This is a genomic window from Arthrobacter dokdonellae (assembly GCF_003268655.1).
GTDB classification, from domain to species: Bacteria; Actinomycetota; Actinomycetes; order Actinomycetales; family Micrococcaceae; genus Specibacter; species Specibacter dokdonellae.
The window spans coordinates 115,569-134,983 of the sequence record NZ_CP029642.1 but is presented as its reverse complement, the minus strand read 5'-3'; the positions used below and the strand labels follow the sequence as shown (position 1 = coordinate 134,983).

The 19,415-nt window shown below is 70.0% G+C and carries 18 protein-coding genes; 11 read left to right on the top strand and 7 right to left on the bottom strand.

Annotated elements, in window-relative coordinates; translation table 11 throughout:
* Positions 1 to 43 precede the first annotated feature (43 nt).
* The 4 genes from DMB86_RS00640 to DMB86_RS00625 all read right to left on the bottom strand — a co-directional run bounded on the left by DMB86_RS00640 (position 44) and on the right by DMB86_RS00625 (position 3,706).
* Positions 44 to 922: a 1,4-dihydroxy-2-naphthoate polyprenyltransferase gene (locus DMB86_RS00640; RefSeq protein WP_113716109.1), complete on the bottom strand. Its 879-nt coding sequence runs from the start codon at positions 920 to 922 to the stop codon at positions 44 to 46.
* A 59-nt stretch (positions 923 to 981) separates the two neighbouring features.
* Positions 982 to 2,139, bottom strand: a complete 1,158-nt coding sequence (locus tag DMB86_RS00635; RefSeq protein WP_113716108.1) for an AMP-binding protein — start codon at positions 2,137 to 2,139, stop codon at positions 982 to 984.
* Positions 2,140 to 2,145: 6 nt separating this feature from the next.
* Entirely contained in the window at positions 2,146 to 3,099 is a 954-nt protein-coding gene (locus DMB86_RS00630) for a 1,4-dihydroxy-2-naphthoyl-CoA synthase (RefSeq protein WP_113716107.1), read from the bottom strand.
* A 172-nt stretch (positions 3,100 to 3,271) separates the two neighbouring features.
* Entirely contained in the window at positions 3,272 to 3,706 is a 435-nt protein-coding gene (locus tag DMB86_RS00625; RefSeq protein ID WP_113716106.1) for a VOC family protein, read from the bottom strand.
* A gap of 145 nt (positions 3,707 to 3,851) precedes the next feature.
* Between DMB86_RS00625 and DMB86_RS00620 the strand changes: the two genes are divergently transcribed.
* From DMB86_RS00620 to DMB86_RS00605, 4 genes are all read left to right on the top strand, one after another.
* On the top strand, positions 3,852 to 4,454 hold the full coding sequence (locus DMB86_RS00620; protein ID WP_113716105.1) for a GNAT family N-acetyltransferase: 603 nt from the start codon (positions 3,852 to 3,854) through the stop codon (positions 4,452 to 4,454).
* Positions 4,455 to 5,147 (top strand): tyrosine-protein phosphatase, encoded by a 693-nt coding sequence (locus DMB86_RS00615; RefSeq protein WP_113716104.1) that lies wholly within the window; start codon positions 4,455 to 4,457, stop codon positions 5,145 to 5,147.
* A 181-nt stretch (positions 5,148 to 5,328) separates the two neighbouring features.
* The gene (gene secA2, locus DMB86_RS00610) at positions 5,329 to 7,656 is read left to right on the top strand and encodes an accessory Sec system translocase SecA2 (protein WP_227878521.1); all 2,328 of its coding nucleotides are present in this window, start codon (positions 5,329 to 5,331) and stop codon (positions 7,654 to 7,656) included.
* A gap of 82 nt (positions 7,657 to 7,738) precedes the next feature.
* Entirely contained in the window at positions 7,739 to 8,296 is a 558-nt protein-coding gene (locus tag DMB86_RS00605) for a dihydrofolate reductase family protein (protein ID WP_113716103.1), read from the top strand.
* Here the strand turns inward: DMB86_RS00605 and DMB86_RS00600 are convergent.
* A complete protein-coding gene (locus DMB86_RS00600) occupies positions 8,281 to 9,051 on the bottom strand; it encodes a M50 family metallopeptidase (RefSeq protein ID WP_113716102.1) in 771 nt (256 codons plus the stop codon). The genes DMB86_RS00605 and DMB86_RS00600 overlap by 16 nt on opposite strands.
* Before the next feature lie 178 nt (positions 9,052 to 9,229).
* Between DMB86_RS00600 and DMB86_RS00595 the strand changes: the two genes are divergently transcribed.
* From DMB86_RS00595 to DMB86_RS00575, 5 genes are all read left to right on the top strand, one after another.
* Positions 9,230 to 10,201, top strand: a complete 972-nt coding sequence (locus tag DMB86_RS00595) for an ABC transporter ATP-binding protein (protein WP_113716101.1) — start codon at positions 9,230 to 9,232, stop codon at positions 10,199 to 10,201.
* Complete coding sequence (locus DMB86_RS00590) at positions 10,198 to 10,998, top strand: ABC transporter permease (protein ID WP_113716100.1); 801 nt, start codon at positions 10,198 to 10,200, stop codon at positions 10,996 to 10,998. Before DMB86_RS00595 ends, DMB86_RS00590 begins: the two co-directional genes overlap by 4 nt.
* 19 nt (positions 10,999 to 11,017) lie before the next feature.
* Positions 11,018 to 12,184 (top strand): sensor histidine kinase, encoded by a 1,167-nt coding sequence (locus tag DMB86_RS00585; RefSeq protein WP_113716099.1) that lies wholly within the window; start codon positions 11,018 to 11,020, stop codon positions 12,182 to 12,184.
* On the top strand, positions 12,181 to 12,849 hold the full coding sequence (locus DMB86_RS00580; RefSeq protein WP_113716098.1) for a response regulator transcription factor: 669 nt from the start codon (positions 12,181 to 12,183) through the stop codon (positions 12,847 to 12,849). Before DMB86_RS00585 ends, DMB86_RS00580 begins: the two co-directional genes overlap by 4 nt.
* Positions 12,850 to 12,946: 97 nt before the next feature.
* Positions 12,947 to 14,209 carry an NAD-dependent epimerase/dehydratase family protein gene (locus DMB86_RS00575; RefSeq protein ID WP_113716097.1) on the top strand — a complete coding sequence of 421 codons (1,263 nt, stop codon included), beginning with the start codon at positions 12,947 to 12,949 and terminating at the stop codon, positions 14,207 to 14,209.
* Positions 14,210 to 14,213: 4 nt separating this feature from the next.
* Here the strand turns inward: DMB86_RS00575 and DMB86_RS00570 are convergent, their stop codons facing one another.
* Both DMB86_RS00570 and DMB86_RS00565 read right to left on the bottom strand, forming a co-directional pair.
* Positions 14,214 to 15,125, bottom strand: a complete 912-nt coding sequence (locus DMB86_RS00570; protein WP_113716096.1) for a serine protein kinase RIO — start codon at positions 15,123 to 15,125, stop codon at positions 14,214 to 14,216.
* 184 nt (positions 15,126 to 15,309) lie between these two features.
* Complete coding sequence (locus tag DMB86_RS00565) at positions 15,310 to 16,023, bottom strand: hypothetical protein (protein ID WP_113716095.1); 714 nt, start codon at positions 16,021 to 16,023, stop codon at positions 15,310 to 15,312.
* 112 nt (positions 16,024 to 16,135) lie between these two features.
* Here DMB86_RS00565 and pta point away from each other — a divergent pair, with 112 nt between their 5' ends.
* Together pta and DMB86_RS00555 are read left to right on the top strand one after the other, a co-directional pair.
* Positions 16,136 to 18,253: a phosphate acetyltransferase gene (gene pta / locus DMB86_RS00560; protein WP_113716094.1), complete on the top strand. Its 2,118-nt coding sequence runs from the start codon at positions 16,136 to 16,138 to the stop codon at positions 18,251 to 18,253.
* A complete protein-coding gene (locus DMB86_RS00555; protein WP_113716093.1) occupies positions 18,253 to 19,386 on the top strand; it encodes an acetate/propionate family kinase in 1,134 nt (377 codons plus the stop codon). Before pta ends, DMB86_RS00555 begins: the two co-directional genes overlap by 1 nt.
* The last annotated feature ends 29 nt before the right edge of the window (positions 19,387 to 19,415 follow it).

Here is a 19,415-nt window from a genome sequence, read left to right as displayed (position 1 = left end):
CGCGCCTCCGGAAGCCGCGCGCGGCACGCAGCGTCAGGGCAGGCTACAGGGCCGTCAGCGCCATGGCGGCGGCAAACAGCACGCTGAACCCCAGGTTGAGCAGGCCCGTCTGCTTCAACACCGGAATCAGGCTCTTGCGCTTCTTGCCCTTGAGCATCAGCCAGCTGGGCATGAGCATGAATGGTGCCAGCAGCAGCACCAGCAGCAGCCATGGCTTGGCAGGCGCCAGGACCATCATGACGGCCAGCGACAGCCCCAGCATGACCACATAGCTGAGCCGCGCGTTCCTGTCCCCGAGCCGGACGGCGAGCGTGCGCTTGCCCACCTGCCGGTCCGTGGGGATGTCGCGGACATTGTTCGCCATGAGAAGTGCGACGGCGATCAGTCCCGTGGCGATGGACCCCAGGACCGCCGCCGTGCTCACGGCCCCTGCCTGCGTGAACGTGGTGCCCAGGGTGGCCACGGGCCCGAAGAAGAAGAACACGAACACGTCGCCCAGGCCCATGTATCCATAGGGGTTCTTGCCGCCGGTGTATCCCCACGCGGCAATCACGGCCCCGGCCCCGACCAGCAGCAGCCACCACGCCTGGGATAAAATCACCAGGACAAGCCCGGCAACCATTGCCAGGGCCAGGGCGCCGAACGCGGCCGCCTTGACCTGGCGCGGCGCGGCGGCCCCGGACCCCACAAGCCGCAGCGGGCCCACCCGGACCTCGTCCGTGCCGCGGATTCCGTCGGAATAGTCATTGGCGTAATTGACGCCCACCTGCAGCAACAAGGACACCAGCGCGGCCAGCACGGCCCGGCCCCAGTGGAGCCCTCCGAGGTCGAACGCGGCGGCAGTTCCGATGATCACCGGGGCAACAGCCATCGGCAGCGTCCGCAGGCGCGCGCCTTCAATCCATTGACCTGCAGTGGCCACAGCTACTCCTTATCGGCGGGGCGGCAAAACGTGTCAGCTTCCATTGTGCCGGGTAAGCGCTACGCCCCGGCCGCCGCCGCGTCCGACAGGAGCGCCAAAATGGCCGTCCTGTCCGGCTTTCCGGTGGCCAGCGCGGGAAGCTCGGAGACGAACACCACAGTCTTGGGGACCTGGTGCGGCTCCAGCAGGGAGGCCGCCCCGGTCCGCAGCTCCTCGGGGGAGCAGGATCCCACCACCATGGCGGCCAGCTGCTGGCCCCACTCCTCCGACGCCACCGGGCCCACAAAGGCCTCGCGGACGCCCGGCACGCGGTGCAGACCGTCGGCCACGGCCGCCGCGGAAATCTTCAGCCCGCCGGAGATGATGACGTCGTCCACCCGCCCCAGCACCCGCAGGCGTCCCTCACTGTCCAGCTCGCCCAGGTCGCCGGTTTCATACCAACGCGTCCCCCCGCCGTCGGCCGCGGAGAACGCGGAGGCCGTCAGCGCGGGATCGCCCAGGTAGCCCGAGGCCACCACGGGGCCGCCGAGCCGGACCCGGCCGTCGCGGATGGCGACCTGCACGCCCTCGAGCGGGACGCCGTCGTACACGCAGCCGCCGCAGGTCTCACTCATGCCATAGGTGGTGACCACGTTGACGCCGGCCCCGCGCGCGGCCTCCAGCAGCACGGGGCTGGCCGGGGCGCCGCCGAGCAGGATCGCGTTGAAACGGCGCAGCACCGTCAGCGTCTCGGCGCTCGGATCGGTCAACAGGCGCGTGAGCTGGGTGGGAACCAGGGAGGTGTAACGGACCTTGTCGGTCAGTTCCGCCGCGGCCGCCGTGAACGCCCCGGGAGTGAAGCCGCCGGAGAGGTCCATGAGCCACGGACGCGTGCCGGCAAAGAGGCTGCGGACCAGCACCTGCAGGCCCGCCACATAGTGCATGGGCAGGGCCAGCAGCCACTGCCCCTCGCCGCGCAGCGCCAGGGCGGTCCCCACCGACGACGCCGCCAGTGAATCCACGCTGAGCAGGGTCCGCTTGGGCTGGCCGGTGCTCCCCGAAGTGCGCACGACGGCGGCAATCTCCGTTTCGCTGCCAGCCGGCAGTCCCAGCTCTGCCTGGGGGATGAGCATGAACGCAGGGGCGTCGCCGGGGGCTGCCGGGGGCTGGATTTCGACGGCCGGCCCCTCGCCGGACAATGCGTCGGCGAGCGCCTTGAGCAGGGGTTCGATGTTCATGGGCACCTAGAAGTAGTAGGGGAAGGCGGACCAGTCGGGGTCGCGCTTCTCCAGGAAGGCTTCCTTGCCCTCCACGGCCTCGTCCGTCATGTAGGCCAGCCGAGTGGCCTCGCCCGCGAAGACCTGCTGACCGGCCAGGCCGTCGTCGGCCAGGTTGAAGGCGAACTTGAGCATGCGGATGGCCTGCGGGGACTGGCGGGCGATGTCCGCGGCGTATTCCAGGGCCGTTTTTTCCAGCTCGGTGTGCTCCACGGCCTCGTTGACGGCGCCCATGCGCACCATGTCCTCGGCGGAGTACTCGCGGGCCAGGAAAAAGATCTCCCGGGCCGCCTTCTGGCCGATCTGGCGGGCCAGCAGCGCCGAGCCGTAGCCGGCGTCGAAGGAGCCCACGGTGGCGTCGGTCTGCTTGAACTTCCCATGCTGGCGGGAGGCGATGGTCAGGTCTGAGACCACGTGCAGTGAGTGCCCGCCGCCCGCTGCCCAGCCGTTGACGACGGCGATGACCACCTTGGGCATGGTGCGCATTAGCCGCTGGACTTCCAGGATGTGCAGGCGGCCGGCGCGGGCGGGGTCGATGGTTTCGGTGGTTTCCCCATCGGCATACTTGTAGCCGTCGCGGCCGCGGATGCGCTGGTCGCCGCCGGAACAGAAGGAGTGGCCGCCGTCCTTGGGGGAGGGGCCGTTGCCGGTGAGCAGCACGGTGGCCACGTCAGGGGTCATGCGGGCGTGGTCCATGGCGCGGTAGAGCTCGTCCACGGTGCCGGGGCGGAACGCGTTGCGCACTTCGGGGCGGTTGAAGGCGATGCGGACCGTGGGCAGGTCCCTGAGCACGGCGCCGTCCGCATCCCGTTCCACCTGGCGGTGGTAGGTCATGTCGGTGAAGTCGAAGCCCTCCACCACGCGCCAGCGGGTGGGGTCAAAGATGTCGGAAACCTGCTCGGGGAGATTGTCTGCGCTCACCCTCACGATCTTAGCGGGCTGGCAGGGCGGACAGGCGGGGCAGCGTCAGAGCCGACGCGAAGGCTTCGCCGTCCTGCGCGGTGACATTGTCCATCCTGCCATCCCAGACGGCTTATGAATTTGTGTGAATTTTATGAATTCATAAGATTCACAGAGGTTCACACAGGTGCCGTCAGCTGATGCAGAACTCGTTGCCTTCGGGATCGGCCATGGTGAACCAGGCGTGCGGGCCCTGGCTGGCCTCCCACAGAAACGTGGCGCCGCGGGCCTCCAGGCGGGCCCGTGCATCGGCCTTGTCCTCGCCGCCAAGCCGCACATCCCAGTGGACGCGGTTCTTGCCGGCCTTTTCTTGGGCCCCGGATTGGAACAGGATCCGCGGCTGGCCGCTGCCGGCGTCCGGGCCCGCCGTAATGGCCTGGCCGTCCTTCCAGACCAGCACGCCGTTGTGGTGCATGGTCTGCTCCTGGCCGGCGTGGCCCTGGTGCACCATGGTGCGGATGAACGCCTCGTCGGAGGGCTCCACCCGCCAGCCCATGGTCTCGGCCCACCAGTCCGCAAGGTCGTGGGGTTTGAGCGCGTCGACGACAATCTGCAGTGAATAGGCCATGTCGAAAGTCTGCCCCGGTCCGGCCCGGCGGTCCAGCAGTGGAGCCCGGTTGGATCCCGACCATGCTCCACTTGGCAAGTGGAGCATGGTTGGGATCCAATGGCGCGCCACTTCAGCGTTGAGCGGCATCCGCTAGTGTTTTTTCATGACAGCATTTGCACCGGTTACCCTGCGCGGAAAGTACGTCACCCTCGAGCCGCTGAGCCGGGACCACCACGACGGCCTGGTGGAAGCCGCCTCCGACGGCGAACTGTGGAACCTCTGGTACACCTCCGTCCCGCGCCCGGAGGATATGGAGGCGGAAATCGAGCGCCGCCTGGCCCTGCAGGACTCCGGCACGATGCTGCCGTTCACCACGCGCCTGAACGATCCCGCCGGGCAGGGCAAGGTCATCGGCATGACCACGTACTGCAACATCGTCCCCGAGGTGCCCCGCCTGGAAATCGGCTATACGTGGAATGCGGCCGGTGTCCAGGGCACGGGGACCAACCCCGACAGCAAGCGCCTGCTGCTGGGGCACGCCTTTGAAAGCCTCGGCTGCGTGGCGGTGGAATTCAACACGCACTGGATGAACATGCAGTCGCGCGCAGCCATCGCCCGGCTCGGCGCCAAGCAGGACGGCGTCCTGCGATCGCACCGGCGCATGCCCGACGGCTCCCTGCGCGACACCGTGGTCTTCTCGATCCTGGCCAACGAATGGCCGCAGGTCCGCAGCGGGCTTGACCTGCGGATAGCCAAGAAGCGCTAAATGTCCGCACCGGAAGTCCCGCACTGGGAAGGGGCCGTCAACGCCCGCCTGCTCATGGGCGACATCTACCGGATGGGCCGCAGCGAGTGGCTCACCGAGCGCGGCTGGCGGCAGGTGTACGACGACGGCGTCCGCACCGTCATCGACCTGCGGAATCCCGGCGAGCGCAGGCGCAGGCCAACCGACCCGGTGGTGGGGGAGGACGCCATGGCCGGGTTCGACGTCGTCAATTACCCCACGGAGGACCCGGAGAACGCCGAATACCAGGCGCTGGTGCAGCCCTACATGAACCATCCCAGGCTGTACAAGGACATCCTGCGGCTGTTTCCCGGGCGGGTGGCCGAGGTGTTCAAGGAACTGGCCGTGGCGCGTGGGGCGGTGGTGATCCATTGTTCCGCGGGGCGGGACAGGACCGGGCTGGTCGCCTCGCTGCTGCTGGCGCTGACCGGGCAGGCGGGCCGCGCCGCCCGGGAGGATGAGCTGGCCTCGCGCGGCATCAACAGCTGGCACCTGGTGGCGCCGGTCAAGCACCCGTATGAGAGCTATCTGGCCGAGGAGGAGATCGCCGGCGTCGTGGCGGACAGGGAGCGCGCCTTGACTGATTTTGTGAACGGCCTCGACGTGCGCGCGCTCCTGCTGGCCAACGGGGTCACCGCGAAAGAGATCGACGCCGTCATTGCGCGGTGCCGCTGAGCGGAACGTCAGCGGCGGAGCCTGCGGGGCGACGGCGAGACCAGGGTGGGCGTGGTCACGCCCGGCAGCCTCTGCGCCGGGAACACCTGGCTCCGTAACGCGCCCGCGTTGCCGCCCACCCCGCGCCCCGCGTACCGTGGAAGGACCACAGGCCGGCCAGGCCCCAACGACTCGAGGCACCGTGCGTTTCCCCCAGCAATTCAAGAACTGGCTGTTCAACACCCCCGGCGTCGCGGACACGGCCACCTTCGGCGGGGCTGTCGACCGGGCCGTGCATCGGGCGGGCGCAGCCACCGAACGTGAGGGCCTGGCCCAGGCCCGGAAAATCGTCAGGCAGCTCGCGGAGAACCACGGTCCGTGGACAGGACAGCGCCTGGAAGACTACCTGTTCGGCGCCCGCATCCTGGCCGGACAGGCCCTGGACATGGTGCCCTTTGACACGCAATTGCTGGCGGCCGCCACCATGCTGCAGGGCACCGTCGTGGAGATGGACACTGGGGAAGGCAAGACCCTGGTGGGCGCACTGGTGGCCGGTGCACATGCCCTGAACGGCCGCCGCGTCCACGTCCTCACGGTCAACGATTACCTGGCCCGGCGCGACGCCGCCTGGATGGGCCCGTACTACCAGGCGCTGGGAGTCACGGCGGCGTCCGTGGCCGCAACAAGCACCCCGGAGGAAAAGCGGCAGGCGTACCAGGCCGGCGTCGTCTATGTCTCCGTCAACGAGCTCGGCTTCGATGTCCTGCGGGACCGCAGCCGCACCGAGCCGGACCAGGCGGTCCTCCAGCCCTTTGACGCGTGCATCGTGGACGAGATCGACTCGGTGCTGGTGGACGAGGCGGTGGTGCCGCTGGTCCTGGCCGGCCGGGCCCGCAGCGAGCTGCGGGGCGTGGACGTGGCGGAGTTTGTCCGCGGCCTGGACCCGGAGGCGGACTACACCGTGGAGCCGGACCGGCGGAACGTCTCGCTGACGGACGCCGGCATCGACAAGGCGGCCGTGAGGTGGCCCGGCGTCGAACTTTACTCGGCGGAGGGAACACCCCTGTTTTCCTCCATCAACACCGCCCTGCATGCCCAGGTCCTGCTGCAGCGGGACGTCGACTACATCGTGCGCGACGGCCGGGCCCAAATTGTCTCGGACTCCCGCGGCCGGGTGGCCCAGACACAGCGCTGGCCGGACGGCCTGCAGGCCGCCGTGGAGACCAAGGAAGGCCTGCTCAAAACCGAGCAGGGAGAGGTCCTGGACCAGCTGCTGGTGCGTGACCTCATTAAATCCTTCACCACCCTCACCGGCATGAGCGGCACCGCCCAGGCCGTCGCGGAGTACCTGCGCACCCATTACACGCTCGACGCCGGCCGGATCCCGCCGCACAAGCCGTGCATCCGCAAGGACCTGCCCGAGCGGATCTACGCCACCGCCGCCCAGCGCGACGACGCCGTGGTCGAGGCCGTGGCGGCCGCGCACGCCACGGGCCAGCCGGTGCTCCTTGGCACGCACAGCGTCGCCGCGTCGGAGCGCTTCGCCGCGGCCCTGTGCGCCAGAAACGTCCCCTGCCAGGTCCTCAACGCGCGCAACGACGCGCTGGAGGCGGGCATCATCGCGGAGGCGGGCCGGAAGAACGCCGTCACGGTCTCCACCCAGATGGCCGGCCGCGGCACGGACATTCTGCTCGGGGGCAAGGGCGCCAGCGCGGCCGCCCACGGCGGGGTGGCGGCGCTGGGCGGGCTGCTGGTGGTCATCGCCGGGCGTTTTTGGTCGCCGCGCCTCGACGCGCAGCTCCGGGGACGGGCCGGCCGGCAGGGCGATCCCGGCGCCAGCGTGATCTTCTCCAGCATCGAGGACCCGGCCGCCAACGGCCAGGAAGTCCACGGGCTGGAGTTGAGCAGTTCCCTCGCCGGGGACGCGGACGACGCCGGACTCGTCGCCCGGGCGGGCGTGTCCGGCCTGCTGGACCGCACCCAGCGCCTGGCGGAGCAGGAACGCTTCACCATGCAGGAAAACTCCTGGAAGTACAACGAGCTCGTTGCCTACCAGCGCCGGGTGGTGCTGGCCGAACGGGACCGGGTCCTGACGGACGACGCCGCGGCCCTGAAACCGTACGAAGGAGCGGGCCGCCTGGGGGAATTCCATCGGGCACTCGGCGCGGCGGAACTGCTCCGGATCTGCCGCCAGGTCATGCTGTTCGAGCTGGACGCGCAGTGGAGCGACCACCTGGCCCTGCTGTCCGAGCAGCGCGCCGCGATCCACCTGCGGGCACTGGGCCGGCAAAACCCGCTGGATGAATTCCGCCGGGAAACCATTTTCGCCTTCGAAGGGTTCCTTGACCGGGCCGCGGCCAGCGCCCGGGCCGCGTTGGACGGGCTGGAACCGGCCGGCGGGGCCGTGGACCTGGAAGCGGCGGGCATCCGCCGGGCGTCCTCCACGTGGACGTACATGGTGAACGAGGATCCCTTTGGCAGCCAATCCGACCAGGCTGTGAAATGGCTGCTGAAGAAATTGGGCAAATAGGCTGCCGTAGTGCGGCGGAAAAGCCAATACTGGAGGGACGGACAAGGACAGCGGTAGGTCAAGCGTCAGGGGATGATCGCTCGTGGCACAACTCGTTTACACCGCAATGACGTCGCTGGACGGCTACGTCAACGACGCCGGCGGCAACTTCGACTGGTGTGCGCCGGATGAGGAGCAACACGCCTTCATCAACGACCTCGAAGGCCCCATCGGCACCTACCTGTACGGCCGCCGCCTGTACGAGACCATGAAGGTCTGGGAAAACCTGTACGGGCAGACGGACCAGCCCCGCGTGATGCGGGACTACGCCGACCTGTGGCACATGGCGGACAAGGTGGTCTACTCCCGGACCCTGGAGTCCGCCGACACGGCCCGGACACGGATTGAGCCAGGCTTTGACCCGGACACCGTCCGCCGCCTGAAGGCCGAGGCCGGCAGCGACCTTTCCGTGGGCGGCGCCGGACTGGCCGGCCAGGCGCTCGCGGCCGGGCTGGTGGACCAGATCCACCTGTTCGTCCACCCCGTCATCGTCGGCGGCGGCACCAGGGCCCTGCCCGACGCAGTCCCGGCGGCACTGGAACTGCTGGATGAGCGCACGTTCCGCAACGGCGCCGTCCATCTCCACTACAGGGTGGCCTGACGGTCCAGCATCCCCAACAGCAGCCAGGCCGACGACACGGCGCAGGCAGCGATGACCAGCGCAAATCCCGCCAGCCACAGGACCGCCGGGAGGCCGGTGGAGCGGGAGAGGATCCACGCGTCGGAGCTGGCCAGCTGGCTGCGGCGGCTGGTGTGGACGGCGGCCACCTTGAGGAAGTCACGCACGGAGCCCACTCCCAGGGCGATGCCCAGGGCCAGCACCGCATAGCTGACCGTCACCGGACCGGCCAGCATCACCAGCGCCTGGGCCACGGCCGCGCTGGCCAGGGCCACCAGGATCCCGGTGAAGTTGCGCAGGAACACCAGGGCCACGAGCAGCACCAGCGCACCGAGGGACATGGCGGCACCGGCCCACCCCGCGGACACCGACCACACCAATGCCGCGCCCACCACCGCCGGCGCCGGATACCCCCAAAAGCCGGACCAGGTGGCGCTGAAACCGCGGCGGCCCGTGCTGGCCAGCTGCCCGGAATGGTCCAGCCCGATGGTCAGGCCGTGGATGTACCGGCCGGTCATGAGCGCGGCAAAGGCGTGGCCCAGCTCGTGCACAAACGTCACGTACAGGCCGAACCAGCGCCACGTCCCGCGCGGGATGCTCAGGGCAATGGCCACGGCCACGATCCCGCCAAGCACCGCGGGCGGCACGGCAGGGGCTCCGTTGTGCACGAACCCGGCCAGCACGGCGTGCCACCAGTCGGCGGCCGCATTTCCCAGTTGTCCGGCGGCATTCGTCATGGTTGCAGACTAAACGATCCAACTGGCGGGAGCGCAACGGGGCGCACCGGGGAACCCATCACGGCGCCGGGTACTCCAGCCAGCGTAGTTGCGGCGGGTCCGGGCCGGTCCCAATGGCGTAGCCGGATTGTCCACGGGACCGACGCGCCGGCGGCCCGGCCCGGCGCATACTGGGGCCATGAACGCACCACCAACCAGACTGACCACGCGGCCGGCACCCAGCCCGGGCCGCCACACTGCACCCGCACCTGACGAAGCACCCGCCGTTTCCCTCCGCGGCGTGTCCAAAAACTTCGGGCCCGTCGCGGCGGTCAAGGACCTGAACGTTGACATTGCCCGCGGCGAAACCGTGGCGCTGCTCGGCCCCAACGGCGCCGGAAAGTCCACCACACTCTCCGTCATGCTTGGCCTGGCCGTGCCAAGCTCCGGCGCCGTAGCCATCTGCGGGCGGGCGCCCCGTGCGGCTGTGCTGCAGGGCCGCATCGCCGCCATGCTTCAGGACGCCGGCTTCATGCCCGGCGTCACAGTGGCGGAACTGCTCACCCTGGGCAGCCGGCTCTACCCGAACCCCCTCGCCGTCGGGGAGGCGCTGGAGCTGGCCCAGCTGGCCATGGTCGCCGGGCGGCGCGTCAGCCGCCTCTCCGGCGGGCAGGCCCAGCGGCTCCGCTTCGCGCTGGCCGTCGTGGCCAACCCCGACGTGCTGGTCCTGGACGAGCCCACCACCGCCCTTGACGTCACCGGCCGGGCCGAGTTCTGGCAGGCCATGCGCGCCTACGCCGGGACCGGCCGGACGCTGCTTTTTGCCACGCACTACCTGGAGGAAGTCAGCGAAAACGCGGCCCGCGCCATCGTCATGAGGGCCGGCACCGTCATCGCCGACGGCGAACCGGAGGCCATCCGCCGCCTCGCCGGCACCAGCACCCTGCGCTTTTCGCTCGACGGTCCGGAGGGAGCGGCACGTCACCTGGTGGTCTCACTGCCCGGCGCCGTCGACGTCGCCCTCCGCGGCCATCGGGCCAGCCTGCGCACGGCGGACCCCGACCTCACGGTCCGGGCGCTTGCCGCCGGCACCATTCCGTGGCGCGACCTGGAAGTCACCGCGCCCACCCTCGACGATTCGTTCCGCCTCCTGACCCGGGAGCAGTCATGAACCCCCGTTTCCCCGGCCTCTATTTCCTGCGTCTTGAGATTGTCCGCATGCTCCGCGACCCCAAATACCTGGCCCTCGCCGTCCTGGCCCCCATCGGCTTTTACCTTCTGTTCGCCACGCTGTTCGGCGGCGGCCCCGCCCGGCCGGGGGAGCTGAAGGGCACGGTGGAGATCATGGTGGCCATGGCCGCCTACGGCGCCATCTGGGCGGTTCTGTCCACGACGGCCCCGCGCATCGCCGAGGAACGCCAGGCCGGCTGGCTCCGGCAGCTCCGCGCCATGCCGCTCCCCACCTGGCAGGTCCTCGCCGCCAAGGTGCTCGCGAGCGTTGCCACGGCCCTGCCGGCCATTGTCCTGGTATGCACGACGGCGGCGCTCGCCAAGGGCGTCTCCCTCACCGCGGGCCAGTGGCTGGCCCTGGTCGGGGCACTGTGGGCCGGCAGCGCCGTGTTCGCCGCACTGGGAATTGCCATTGGCTACGCCCTCGGCGCCGACAGCGCCTACCCCGTGAGCTACGGGCTCTACATGGCCATGTCCGCCATGGGCGGCCTCTGGGTGCCGCCGGCCATCCTTCCTGGCGCCATGGCCGATTTTGCCCACGCCCTGCCCACCTACCAGCTGGCAGACTTGGGCTGGAGGATCGCCGGAGGACAGCTGCCCACCCTGTCCGGGACCGCCATCCTGGCCGCCTGGGGTGCCGGGCTGGGCCTGGTGGCCGTGGCCGCATACCGCCGGCCGAACATCCCCGGGCGGGGCCGCCGTCGTACGGTCCCGGCTGTTGCGGCCCCGGCGGCCTGAGCGCGGCTAAGCTGGCGCTATGGAAGGCGGCGACGCGGCATTGAAGGTCCGGGAGGACGTGAGGACCGACCTTGTGCTGGCCGCCGGCACGGCCGCCCTCGCCGCGTTCGGCACCTGGGTGGAACTGACGTACAGCCAGGTTGCCGTACCACCCGGCGCCGGCGGCTACGCCCTTGCCGTTGCGGCCGGGGCCGTGCTGCTGTTCCGCCGCCGGGCGCCCGTGCGGGTGGCGCTCGCCGCGCTGGTGCTCGTGTACGCCTACCACCTGCTGGGATATCCGGGGGAGGCGCCGGGGGTGGTCCTCTTCGTGGCGTTCTATTCCGTCACGGCGCACGGGACCGGCCTGCGGGCCATCGCCGCCGGCCTGGGATTGACGGTGGCGGCCGAGTTCATCAGCGTCGTCCCGCCCCATGCCGCCCCCTGGTATTCGCCGGCCGTGCTGGCGCCGTCGGTGTCGATGGGGGCCGGCGTCCTCATCGGGGCCGTGGTCCGGCAGCGGAGGATGGCGCTGGAGTCCCGCACGGCGCAGGAGTCCCTGGCGGCCGAAGGCAGGCTGCGCGAGCGAATGGCCGCGGAACGGCTGCTGATTGCCCGCGACCTGCACGACGTCCTCGCCCATACGCTGTCCGTCATAGCCGTCCAGGCAGGCGTTGCCCTTGACGCACTGGACGACGACCCGGCCCAGGCCCGGAAATCCATCCTGGCGGTCCGTGCTGCCGCACGCGACGTGCTGCCGGGGCTGCACGAAACCCTGCGCACGCTGCGGGGCGGGAACGGCGGCGGTGCCGCGGCCCCCGCGCCACAGCCCGGACTCGCCCAGCTTCCCGCGGTCGCCCAGAAGGCGAGGGCCAGCGGGCTGGCGGTGGAGCTGGGGCTGCCGCAGCGGCCGTACGGGGTCTCGCCGTTCTTGGAGTTGACGGCCTACTGGATCGTCACGGAAGCCTTGTCCAACGTCATGAGGCATTCCGACGCGTCCCACGTCTCCGCCGCCGTCACCGTCCAAGGGGAGTTTTTGCACGTCCGGGTGGAGGACAACGGCCGCGCCGCCGGCGGGCCGCAGCCTGGGGGCTTTGGCCTGCTCGGCATGCGCGAACGCGTCCAGCTCGCCGGTGGAACCCTGGAGGCCGGTCCGACGCCGGCCGGGGGCTTCCTGGTCAGTGCGCGCCTGCCGCTGGGCGAACCGTGAGCATCCGTGTGGTCCTGGCCGACGACCAGTCACTCATCCGCGAAGGCTTCCGCGCCATCCTGGAACGCAGCGGAGGTTTCGAGGTGGTCGGCGAGGCCGCCGACGGAGCGGGCGCCGTGGCCGCCGTGCGGAGGACCCGCCCGGACGTGGTCCTCATGGACATCAGGATGCCCGGGCTGGACGGCATCGCCGCCACGGCCCAGATTTGCGGCGATTCCGAGCTGGCCGGCAGCCGCGTCATCATCGTCACCACCTATGAAGTGGACCTCTACGTCTTTGCCGCCCTGCGCGCCGGGGCCAGCGGGTTCCTGCTCAAGGACCTGGAACCCGAGGAACTGCGCCGGGCAGTGGCCACCGTTGCCGGCGGGGAGGCCCTGCTGGCGCCGAGCGTCACGCGCCGGCTGATCGCCCAGTTCGCTGCGACGCCGGGACGCGACCCCCGCGTTCAGGGGAAGCTGGACGCCCTCACCGAGCGGGAACGGGAGGTCACCGCGCTGGCGGCGACCGGCTTGGGCAACGCGGAGATCGCCACACGGCTGGGCATCAGCCCCATGACGGCGAAGACCCACGTTTCGCGGGCCATGTTCAAGGTGGACGCCCGCGACCGGGCCCAGCTGGTGGTGTTCGCCTACGAATCCGGACTGGCCGCGGCCCCCGGCCCCTGACCGCCCTCCCGGCGCCCGGGAACGTGTCGGCCTACGCGCATCCGCTGCGCGTGAAATTCCTTGCCCGTCCGGACGGGGTCAGGGTTGTGTGGAAGCCATGGCGAACATCCTGATTCTTGACGGCACCGCATGGCTGGGCCGGAGCATCGCGGAGCGGGCCCTGGCCGCCGGGCACCGCGTCGCCTGCCTGGCCGGCGGGGAAGCCGGCGGGTTTCCGGACGGCGCGGCCGCCGTCGTGGTTGACCGCGACAAGCCCGGTGCCTATGCCGGGGCCGCCGCGGAGAATTGGGATCTGGTGATCGAGCTGACCCGTCGTCCCGCCCACGCCCGGGGCGCCGTGGAGGGGCTCTCGCCCCGGGCCCGGCGGTGGGTGTTTGTGTCCTCGTGTTCCGTCTACGCGGACCATTCCGTCCCGAACGCCGACGAGGAGACGGGGCTGCTCACCCCGCTGGGGTCCACGGAGGTCTATGGCCCGGAGCTGTACGGGGAGGCCAAGTCGGGCTGCGAATGGCTGACCATGGCGACCCGCGGCACTGACGCACTGGTGGTGCGGCCCGGGCTGGTCGGCGGCCCCGGGGACCCCACCGCCCGCAGCACATACTGGCCGCTGCGCGTGGCGGACCCGCGGGAACCCGTGCTGGCGCCCTGCGAGGACGGCGGCCAACGGCAGCACGTCCAGCTCATCGATGTCCGCGACCTGGCGGCCTTCATCCTGGACGCCGGGCTGGCGGGCCGGACGGGCGCCGTCAACGCCGTCGGGGAGGCCGTGCCGCTGTCCGCCGCGCTCATGGCGGCGCGCGATGCGGCGGGCACCGACCCGAAGGTTATCCCCTACCCCCTCTCAGCCATGGACGACGACGGCGTCTCGCCCTGGAGCGGGCCGCGGTCCCTGCCGCTCGTGGGGCCGCCGGGCGACGACCATGCGGGGTTTGCGCGGCGCTCCGACGCCAGGGCGTTGGAGTGGGGCCTGGCACGGCGTCCGCTCGTGGAGACGTTCCGGGACATCATCGCCGCCGAGGAGCTTTGGACCGGGCCCGGATCAATCCCGACTAGGCTCAAGCGTGTGATCGAGCCAACCAGCACCACCCGTCGTTTTGAGCTCACCCTGCGCAGGCCGTGGCTGGGCTGGTTCCCCAAGCCGACCGTCGTCCTCGACGGGGTGGGCCAGCCCGGCCAGTGGGGGACCCGGTACTGGAAGGTGACTGGCGGTGACGCCGTGGCGGTGGACATTTTCCTGTTCAACCGGCTGTGGAAGTATGGCGAAGCCACCGTCACGGTCGAGCCCGGGGACGAGACGGCGCTGATCTACTCGGCGCCGTGGCTTCCCTTCCTGCCGGGCAAGGTCCGGCCCCTGAGCTGACGCTTCACCACGCGGCGGCGAGGAGCCCGCCCAGGAGCGCGCCGTCGTCGACCTCCAGGCCGCGCGACGTGAACCATGCGCACATGGTGCGGCAGTCACGGGCCAACAGGTCGGCGGCCTGCAGGTTGCCGGCCAGATCCACCAGCTGGGGCAGGTCGATGACCATCAGCCGGTCGCCGGCCGCCAGCACGTTGTACGGGGACAGGTCGCCGTGGGCGAATCCCATCCGCGCGAATCCCGCCATGGCGTCCACCACCTGGTCCCAATAGCGGCGCAGCTGTGCCGGCCCGGGATGCGAGGCCTGCAGGCGTGGGGCGGCGGCTCCGGGATTCTCTGGGTCCTCGATGAACTCCATCATGATTTCCGTTCCGAAGATCTGGACCGGATACGGCACGGGTATGCCAAATTCGTAGGCCATGCGCAGGGACGCCCATTCGGCGTCGGCCCAGCGCGCGGCCTCCACGGCGCGCCCGTAGGTGCTGCCGCCCTTGATGGCGCGGGCATCGCGGGAGCGGCGCACGGACCTGCCCTCCGTGTAGACGGAGGACCGGTGGAACAGGCGCTGCTCAGCCGACCGGTACCGCTTGGCGGCGAGCAGTGCGCTGCGGGATTCGGTGGCGCGCTCCACGAGGAACACGTCCGCCTCCTTGCCGGTCTTCAGCACGCCGAGGTCGGTGTCAACCGCCGCGGCGTCCTCAATGACAAAGTCCGGATAGGGTGCGGGCCCGCGCATGAGCTTTTCCAGCTCGGGCCAGGTGGACCACCGCTGGTTGTCCGCGAGGGAATCGTCGAGCACGTTCCAGTCGGGGGAGCGCGGGTCGGATCCGAAGATGTCGCGCGCGGGAGTGCTGCGGCGGTTCTTGATGGGTGAAAAAGACGGTGCTTCGAAGTGCTGTGGGTCAGCAGAAAACTTCATGGGTGAATCGGCTCCTGTGGAAGGACAAGCTGATGTTTTGGGCGCGAACGGCTGCGTGAACATTCATGGGGTCCTCCTTAGGGTCGAATACCGGCATATCCATCGAACACTGCAAGTTGACCACGAGCTGCCGCGGGGTGTCAACGAAAAACCCGGGGACCCGGGCGGCCGGGCCCCCGGCGGTTCAGGAACCCAGCGGGACCTGCGCGTCGCGCCGCAGCCGCCCCCATCCCACCAACCCAACGACGGCAAGCGCTGCCTGGGCCATGAACAGAAAGATCAGCACCGAGCCCTGGGCGGCCAGGGCCACCCCGCCAAGCGACACCACGGAGGACGCCGCAACGAACAGCCATGCCCACCGCGACCGGGCGGCCAGCCCGACCATTCCGCCGGGCAGCAGACCGATGAGGAACCCCGTGACCAGCACAGGCACGATCGGGAAACGGGACAATCCATCCGAGCCCGCCAGGCCCAGTGACAGCGTCAGCGGCGGCAACAGGTAGGCCAAGGCAGAGACCATGGCCACCAGCAGCGGGGCGGCAACATCCACCGGCCGAAACCGCCGCAGGGCGATGTCCCTGGCCAGCGGGCCGGCCGCAGGCGCCTTGCGGAACCATGCCAGTCCGTAAAGAGCAGCGCCAACGCCCACCAGCGGCGCGATCCAGGACGCTGCCAGATAGGGCAGCAGGCTGCCGGAAGACACCGGAATGCTCGCGGAAACCTGCAAGAACGACGCCGGGATTTCCAGGGCGAACGAACCAACGGCCAGCCACCACCCCACTTCATTGCGACGGCCCAGCAGCGCCAGTCCGGCACACATGATCAGGACTCCCAGGATCCGGAATGCCAGCGAAAAGGCGTGCGACGCGTCAATGACCGGGCCAAACAAGATGTCCATGCCCCAACCCTATGTGGCAGGACAAAGGCGCACGGGTGATTCCTGCCGCTTTCCGTGCCGCAGCCGCGCACGCCGTGCTTGGATTGGGGGAGACGCTTGAAAGGCGGTCCCCATGACCCGTGGAATATACGTCAGTGCCACCACGCCCGGCTCAGGCAAGACGCTCGTGTCGCTGGGCCTCGCCGACGCCCTCCACCGGCATGCCGACCGGATCGGCTTCTTCCGGCCCATCACCGCCGGCTCCGAACCCGATCCCACGGTGGCCATGCTTCGACGCCTCTACAAGCTCGACGCCGAGGTGTGCCGCAGCGGCATGAGCGGCGCCGAGGCGCGGGCCCTGCTGGCAGCCGGCAACCGGGCCGAAATCGATGCGCGCTGCGTGGAAATCTACAGCGAGATCGCCAAGAAGTGCGACGTCGTGATCGTGGAGGGGACAGACCTCACCGGCCAAGACGCGGCGGTGGAGTTTGACCTCAACGCGCGCCTGGCCAACAACCTGGGACTGCCCATGCTCGCCGTGGTTGGCGCCCGCGGCCTCACCGCGGAGGAGACGGCGGACGCCGTCGACGTGGCACGCAAGGAACTCGTGGCAGAGAAATGCTCGCTGCTGGCCATGATGGTGAATCGCGCGGATCCGGGTGAAGTGGCCGCGATCAAGGCCTCCATTCGCCCCGGCACCAGCAGCAGGCCGGTCTATGTGATCCCGGAAATTCCGGAGATTTCCCGGCCCACGGTGGGTGAGGTGGCCAGGGCCCTCAAGCTCCAGCAAATCGCCGGCAGCCCGGAGATGGACCGCGACGTCCACGCCATCAAGGTCGCAGCCATGACGGTGGGCAACTTCCTCCACCTGCTCGACGCCAACGACCTGGTGATAGTCCCGGGCGACCGGGCCGACGTCATGGTCGCCTCGCTCGCCTCCGCGTTCTCGCCGGAGTTCCCCGTCCCCGGCGGCATGATCCTCACCGGCGGACTGGCCCCGGACCCGAACGTGCTGCCCATCCTGGCGCACGCCCCTTTTCCCATTTTCACGTACGACGACGACACGTACAGTTCCGCGCGCGCCGTCAGCGAGGTGCGCAGCGAGATCCATTCGGGACAGCGCCGCAAGGTGGCCGCCGCCATGGGCGCCTGGTCGCGCAGCGTGGACGAGGCCGAACTGCTGGAGCGGGTGTCGCTGCCGCGCCCTGCCACCATGACGCCGCTGCGCTTCCTGCACGAGCTGGTGGAGCGGGCCCGCAGCGACCGCAAGCGGATTGTGCTGCCGGAAGGAAACGACATCCGGGTGCTGAAGGCGGCCGAGATCCTCCACCGCCGCGACGTCTGTGGGCTGGTGCTGCTGGGCAACCCGCAGGCTGTCCGGGAGCTGGCCGCCGCGCACGGCGTGGATCTGGAGGGCGTGGAGATCGTTGACCCCGAGGCGTCCGGGCTGCGCGAAACCTTCGCGGTGGAGTACCAGCGGCTGCGCGCCCACAAGGGCGTGGACCTGGCGCGGGCGCGCGAGGTCATGGCGGACGGTTCCTACTTTGGCACGATGATGGTCCAGCTGGGCCATGTGGACGGCATGGTCTCCGGGGCAGCGCACACCACGGCCAACACCATCCGCCCGGCCCTGGAATTCGTGAAAACGCGCGACGGCGTCCGGATCGTCTCCTCGGTGTTCCTGATGCTCCTCGCGGACAGGGTCCTCGTGTACGGCGACTGCGCCGTCAACCCGGACCCCAACGAGGAACAGCTGGCGGACATCGCGGTCGCCTCCGCCGAGACGGCCGCGCAGTTTGGGGTGGAGCCGCGGATTGCCATGCTTTCCTACTCCACAGGGGGCTCGGGCACGGGATCGGCCGTGGACGCGGTGCGCCGTGCCACGGCGCTGGCACGTGCCGCCCGCCCGGACCTGGCCATCGAGGGGCCCATCCAGTACGACGCCGCCGTGGACGCCTCGATTGCGGCCTCCAAGCTGCCCGCCTCCGCCGTGGCCGGGCAGGCCACGGTGTTCATCTTCCCGGACCTCAACACCGGCAACAACACCTACAAGGCCGTGCAGCAGTCCTCCGGCGCCGTGGCCGTGGGCCCGGTCCTGCAGGGCCTGCGCAAACCCATCAACGACCTCTCCCGCGGCTGCACCGTGGAGGACATCGTCAACACCGTCGCCATCACCGCCATCCAGGCCCAGGGGGTTTCGACAAGCTCAACCACCGAAACCACCGAAACCACCGGCAGGAAGGAATCCTAATGCGCGTGCTCGTCATCAATTCGGGCTCCTCCTCGCTGAAGTACCAGGTGCGCGAAACGGCCAGCAACGAGGTCCAGGCGAGCGGGGTGATTGAGCGGATCGGCGAGGGCGCCGGCGGGCCGGCCGACCACGGCGCCGCCATGGACCAGGTGGCGGCCGAGCTGGAAGGCGTGCTGGAAGGGAGGCCGCTGGACGCCGTCGGACATCGGGTGGTGCATGGCGGGGAACGGTTTGGCGAGCCGGTGCTGATCAACAACGAGATCACCCGGGCCATTGAGCGCCTGAACCCGCTGGCGCCGCTGCACAACCCCGCCAATGTGCTGGGCATCCGGGCCATCACCGCCAAGTGGCCGGACCTGCCGCAGGTGGCGGTCTTTGACACCGCCTTCCACCGCACGCTGCCCGAGCACGCCTGGCGGTACGCGGTGCCAGATTCGCTCTACCGCAGGTACGGGATCCGCCGGTACGGCTTCCACGGGACGTCGCACGAGTTTGTCACGGGCCGGGCCGCGGAACTGCTGGGCATTCCGCTGGAGAAGTTCAATGCCGTGGTGGCGCATCTGGGGAACGGCGTGTCCCTCACCGCCATCCAGTGCGGGGCCAGCGTGGACACGTCCATGGGGTTCACGCCGCTGGAGGGGCTGGTCATGGGCACCCGCAGCGGCGACCTGGACCCTTCGATCCTCATCTACCTCCAGCGCCAGGGACTGTCCGCCGACGACATCGACACCATGCTCAACCGCGAGTCCGGCCTCAAGGCGCTGGCCGGCAACAACGACATGCGCGCCATCGTGGACGCCGCGGAAGCCGGCGACCGGCAGGCGCGGACCGCCCTGGACATCACCGCCCACCGCCTGGCGAAGTACATCGGCGGCTACCACGTCGCCGTCAACGGCGCCCACGCGCTGGTGTTCACCGCCGGGATCGGGGAGAACTCCTCGGCGTTCCGGGCCATGGTCGTGGAGCGGCTTGGTGCGCTGGGCCTGAAGCTCGACGCCGGAGCGAACCGTGTGCGCTCCGGCTCGCCCCGGGTGATCAGCACCCCGGACTCGGCCTTCCCGGTGCTCGTGGTGCCCACGGATGAGGAGCGGGCCATCGCGGAGGCGACGGCCGCCGTCGTACGTGGCGGGTAGGGACACTCCCCTTGACAGGGAGGTGGCCG

Coding starts and splice junctions, on each gene's coding strand:
- DMB86_RS00635 (WP_113716108.1), bottom strand. CDS start 2,139: ATGAACATCGAACCCCTGCTCAAGGCGCTCGCCGACGCATTGTCCGGC.
- DMB86_RS00625 (WP_113716106.1), bottom strand. CDS start 3,706: ATGGCCTATTCACTGCAGATTGTCGTCGACGCGCTCAAACCCCACGAC.
- DMB86_RS00620 (WP_113716105.1), top strand. CDS start 3,852: ATGACAGCATTTGCACCGGTTACCCTGCGCGGAAAGTACGTCACCCTC.
- DMB86_RS00615 (WP_113716104.1), top strand. CDS start 4,455: ATGTCCGCACCGGAAGTCCCGCACTGGGAAGGGGCCGTCAACGCCCGC.
- DMB86_RS00600 (WP_113716102.1), bottom strand. CDS start 9,051: ATGACGAATGCCGCCGGACAACTGGGAAATGCGGCCGCCGACTGGTGG.
- DMB86_RS00595 (WP_113716101.1), top strand. CDS start 9,230: ATGAACGCACCACCAACCAGACTGACCACGCGGCCGGCACCCAGCCCG.
- DMB86_RS00590 (WP_113716100.1), top strand. CDS start 10,198: ATGAACCCCCGTTTCCCCGGCCTCTATTTCCTGCGTCTTGAGATTGTC.
- DMB86_RS00585 (WP_113716099.1), top strand. CDS start 11,018: ATGGAAGGCGGCGACGCGGCATTGAAGGTCCGGGAGGACGTGAGGACC.
- DMB86_RS00575 (WP_113716097.1), top strand. CDS start 12,947: ATGGCGAACATCCTGATTCTTGACGGCACCGCATGGCTGGGCCGGAGC.
- DMB86_RS00570 (WP_113716096.1), bottom strand. CDS start 15,125: ATGAAGTTTTCTGCTGACCCACAGCACTTCGAAGCACCGTCTTTTTCA.
- DMB86_RS00565 (WP_113716095.1), bottom strand. CDS start 16,023: ATGGACATCTTGTTTGGCCCGGTCATTGACGCGTCGCACGCCTTTTCG.
- pta (WP_113716094.1), top strand. CDS start 16,136: ATGACCCGTGGAATATACGTCAGTGCCACCACGCCCGGCTCAGGCAAG.
- DMB86_RS00555 (WP_113716093.1), top strand. CDS start 18,253: ATGCGCGTGCTCGTCATCAATTCGGGCTCCTCCTCGCTGAAGTACCAG.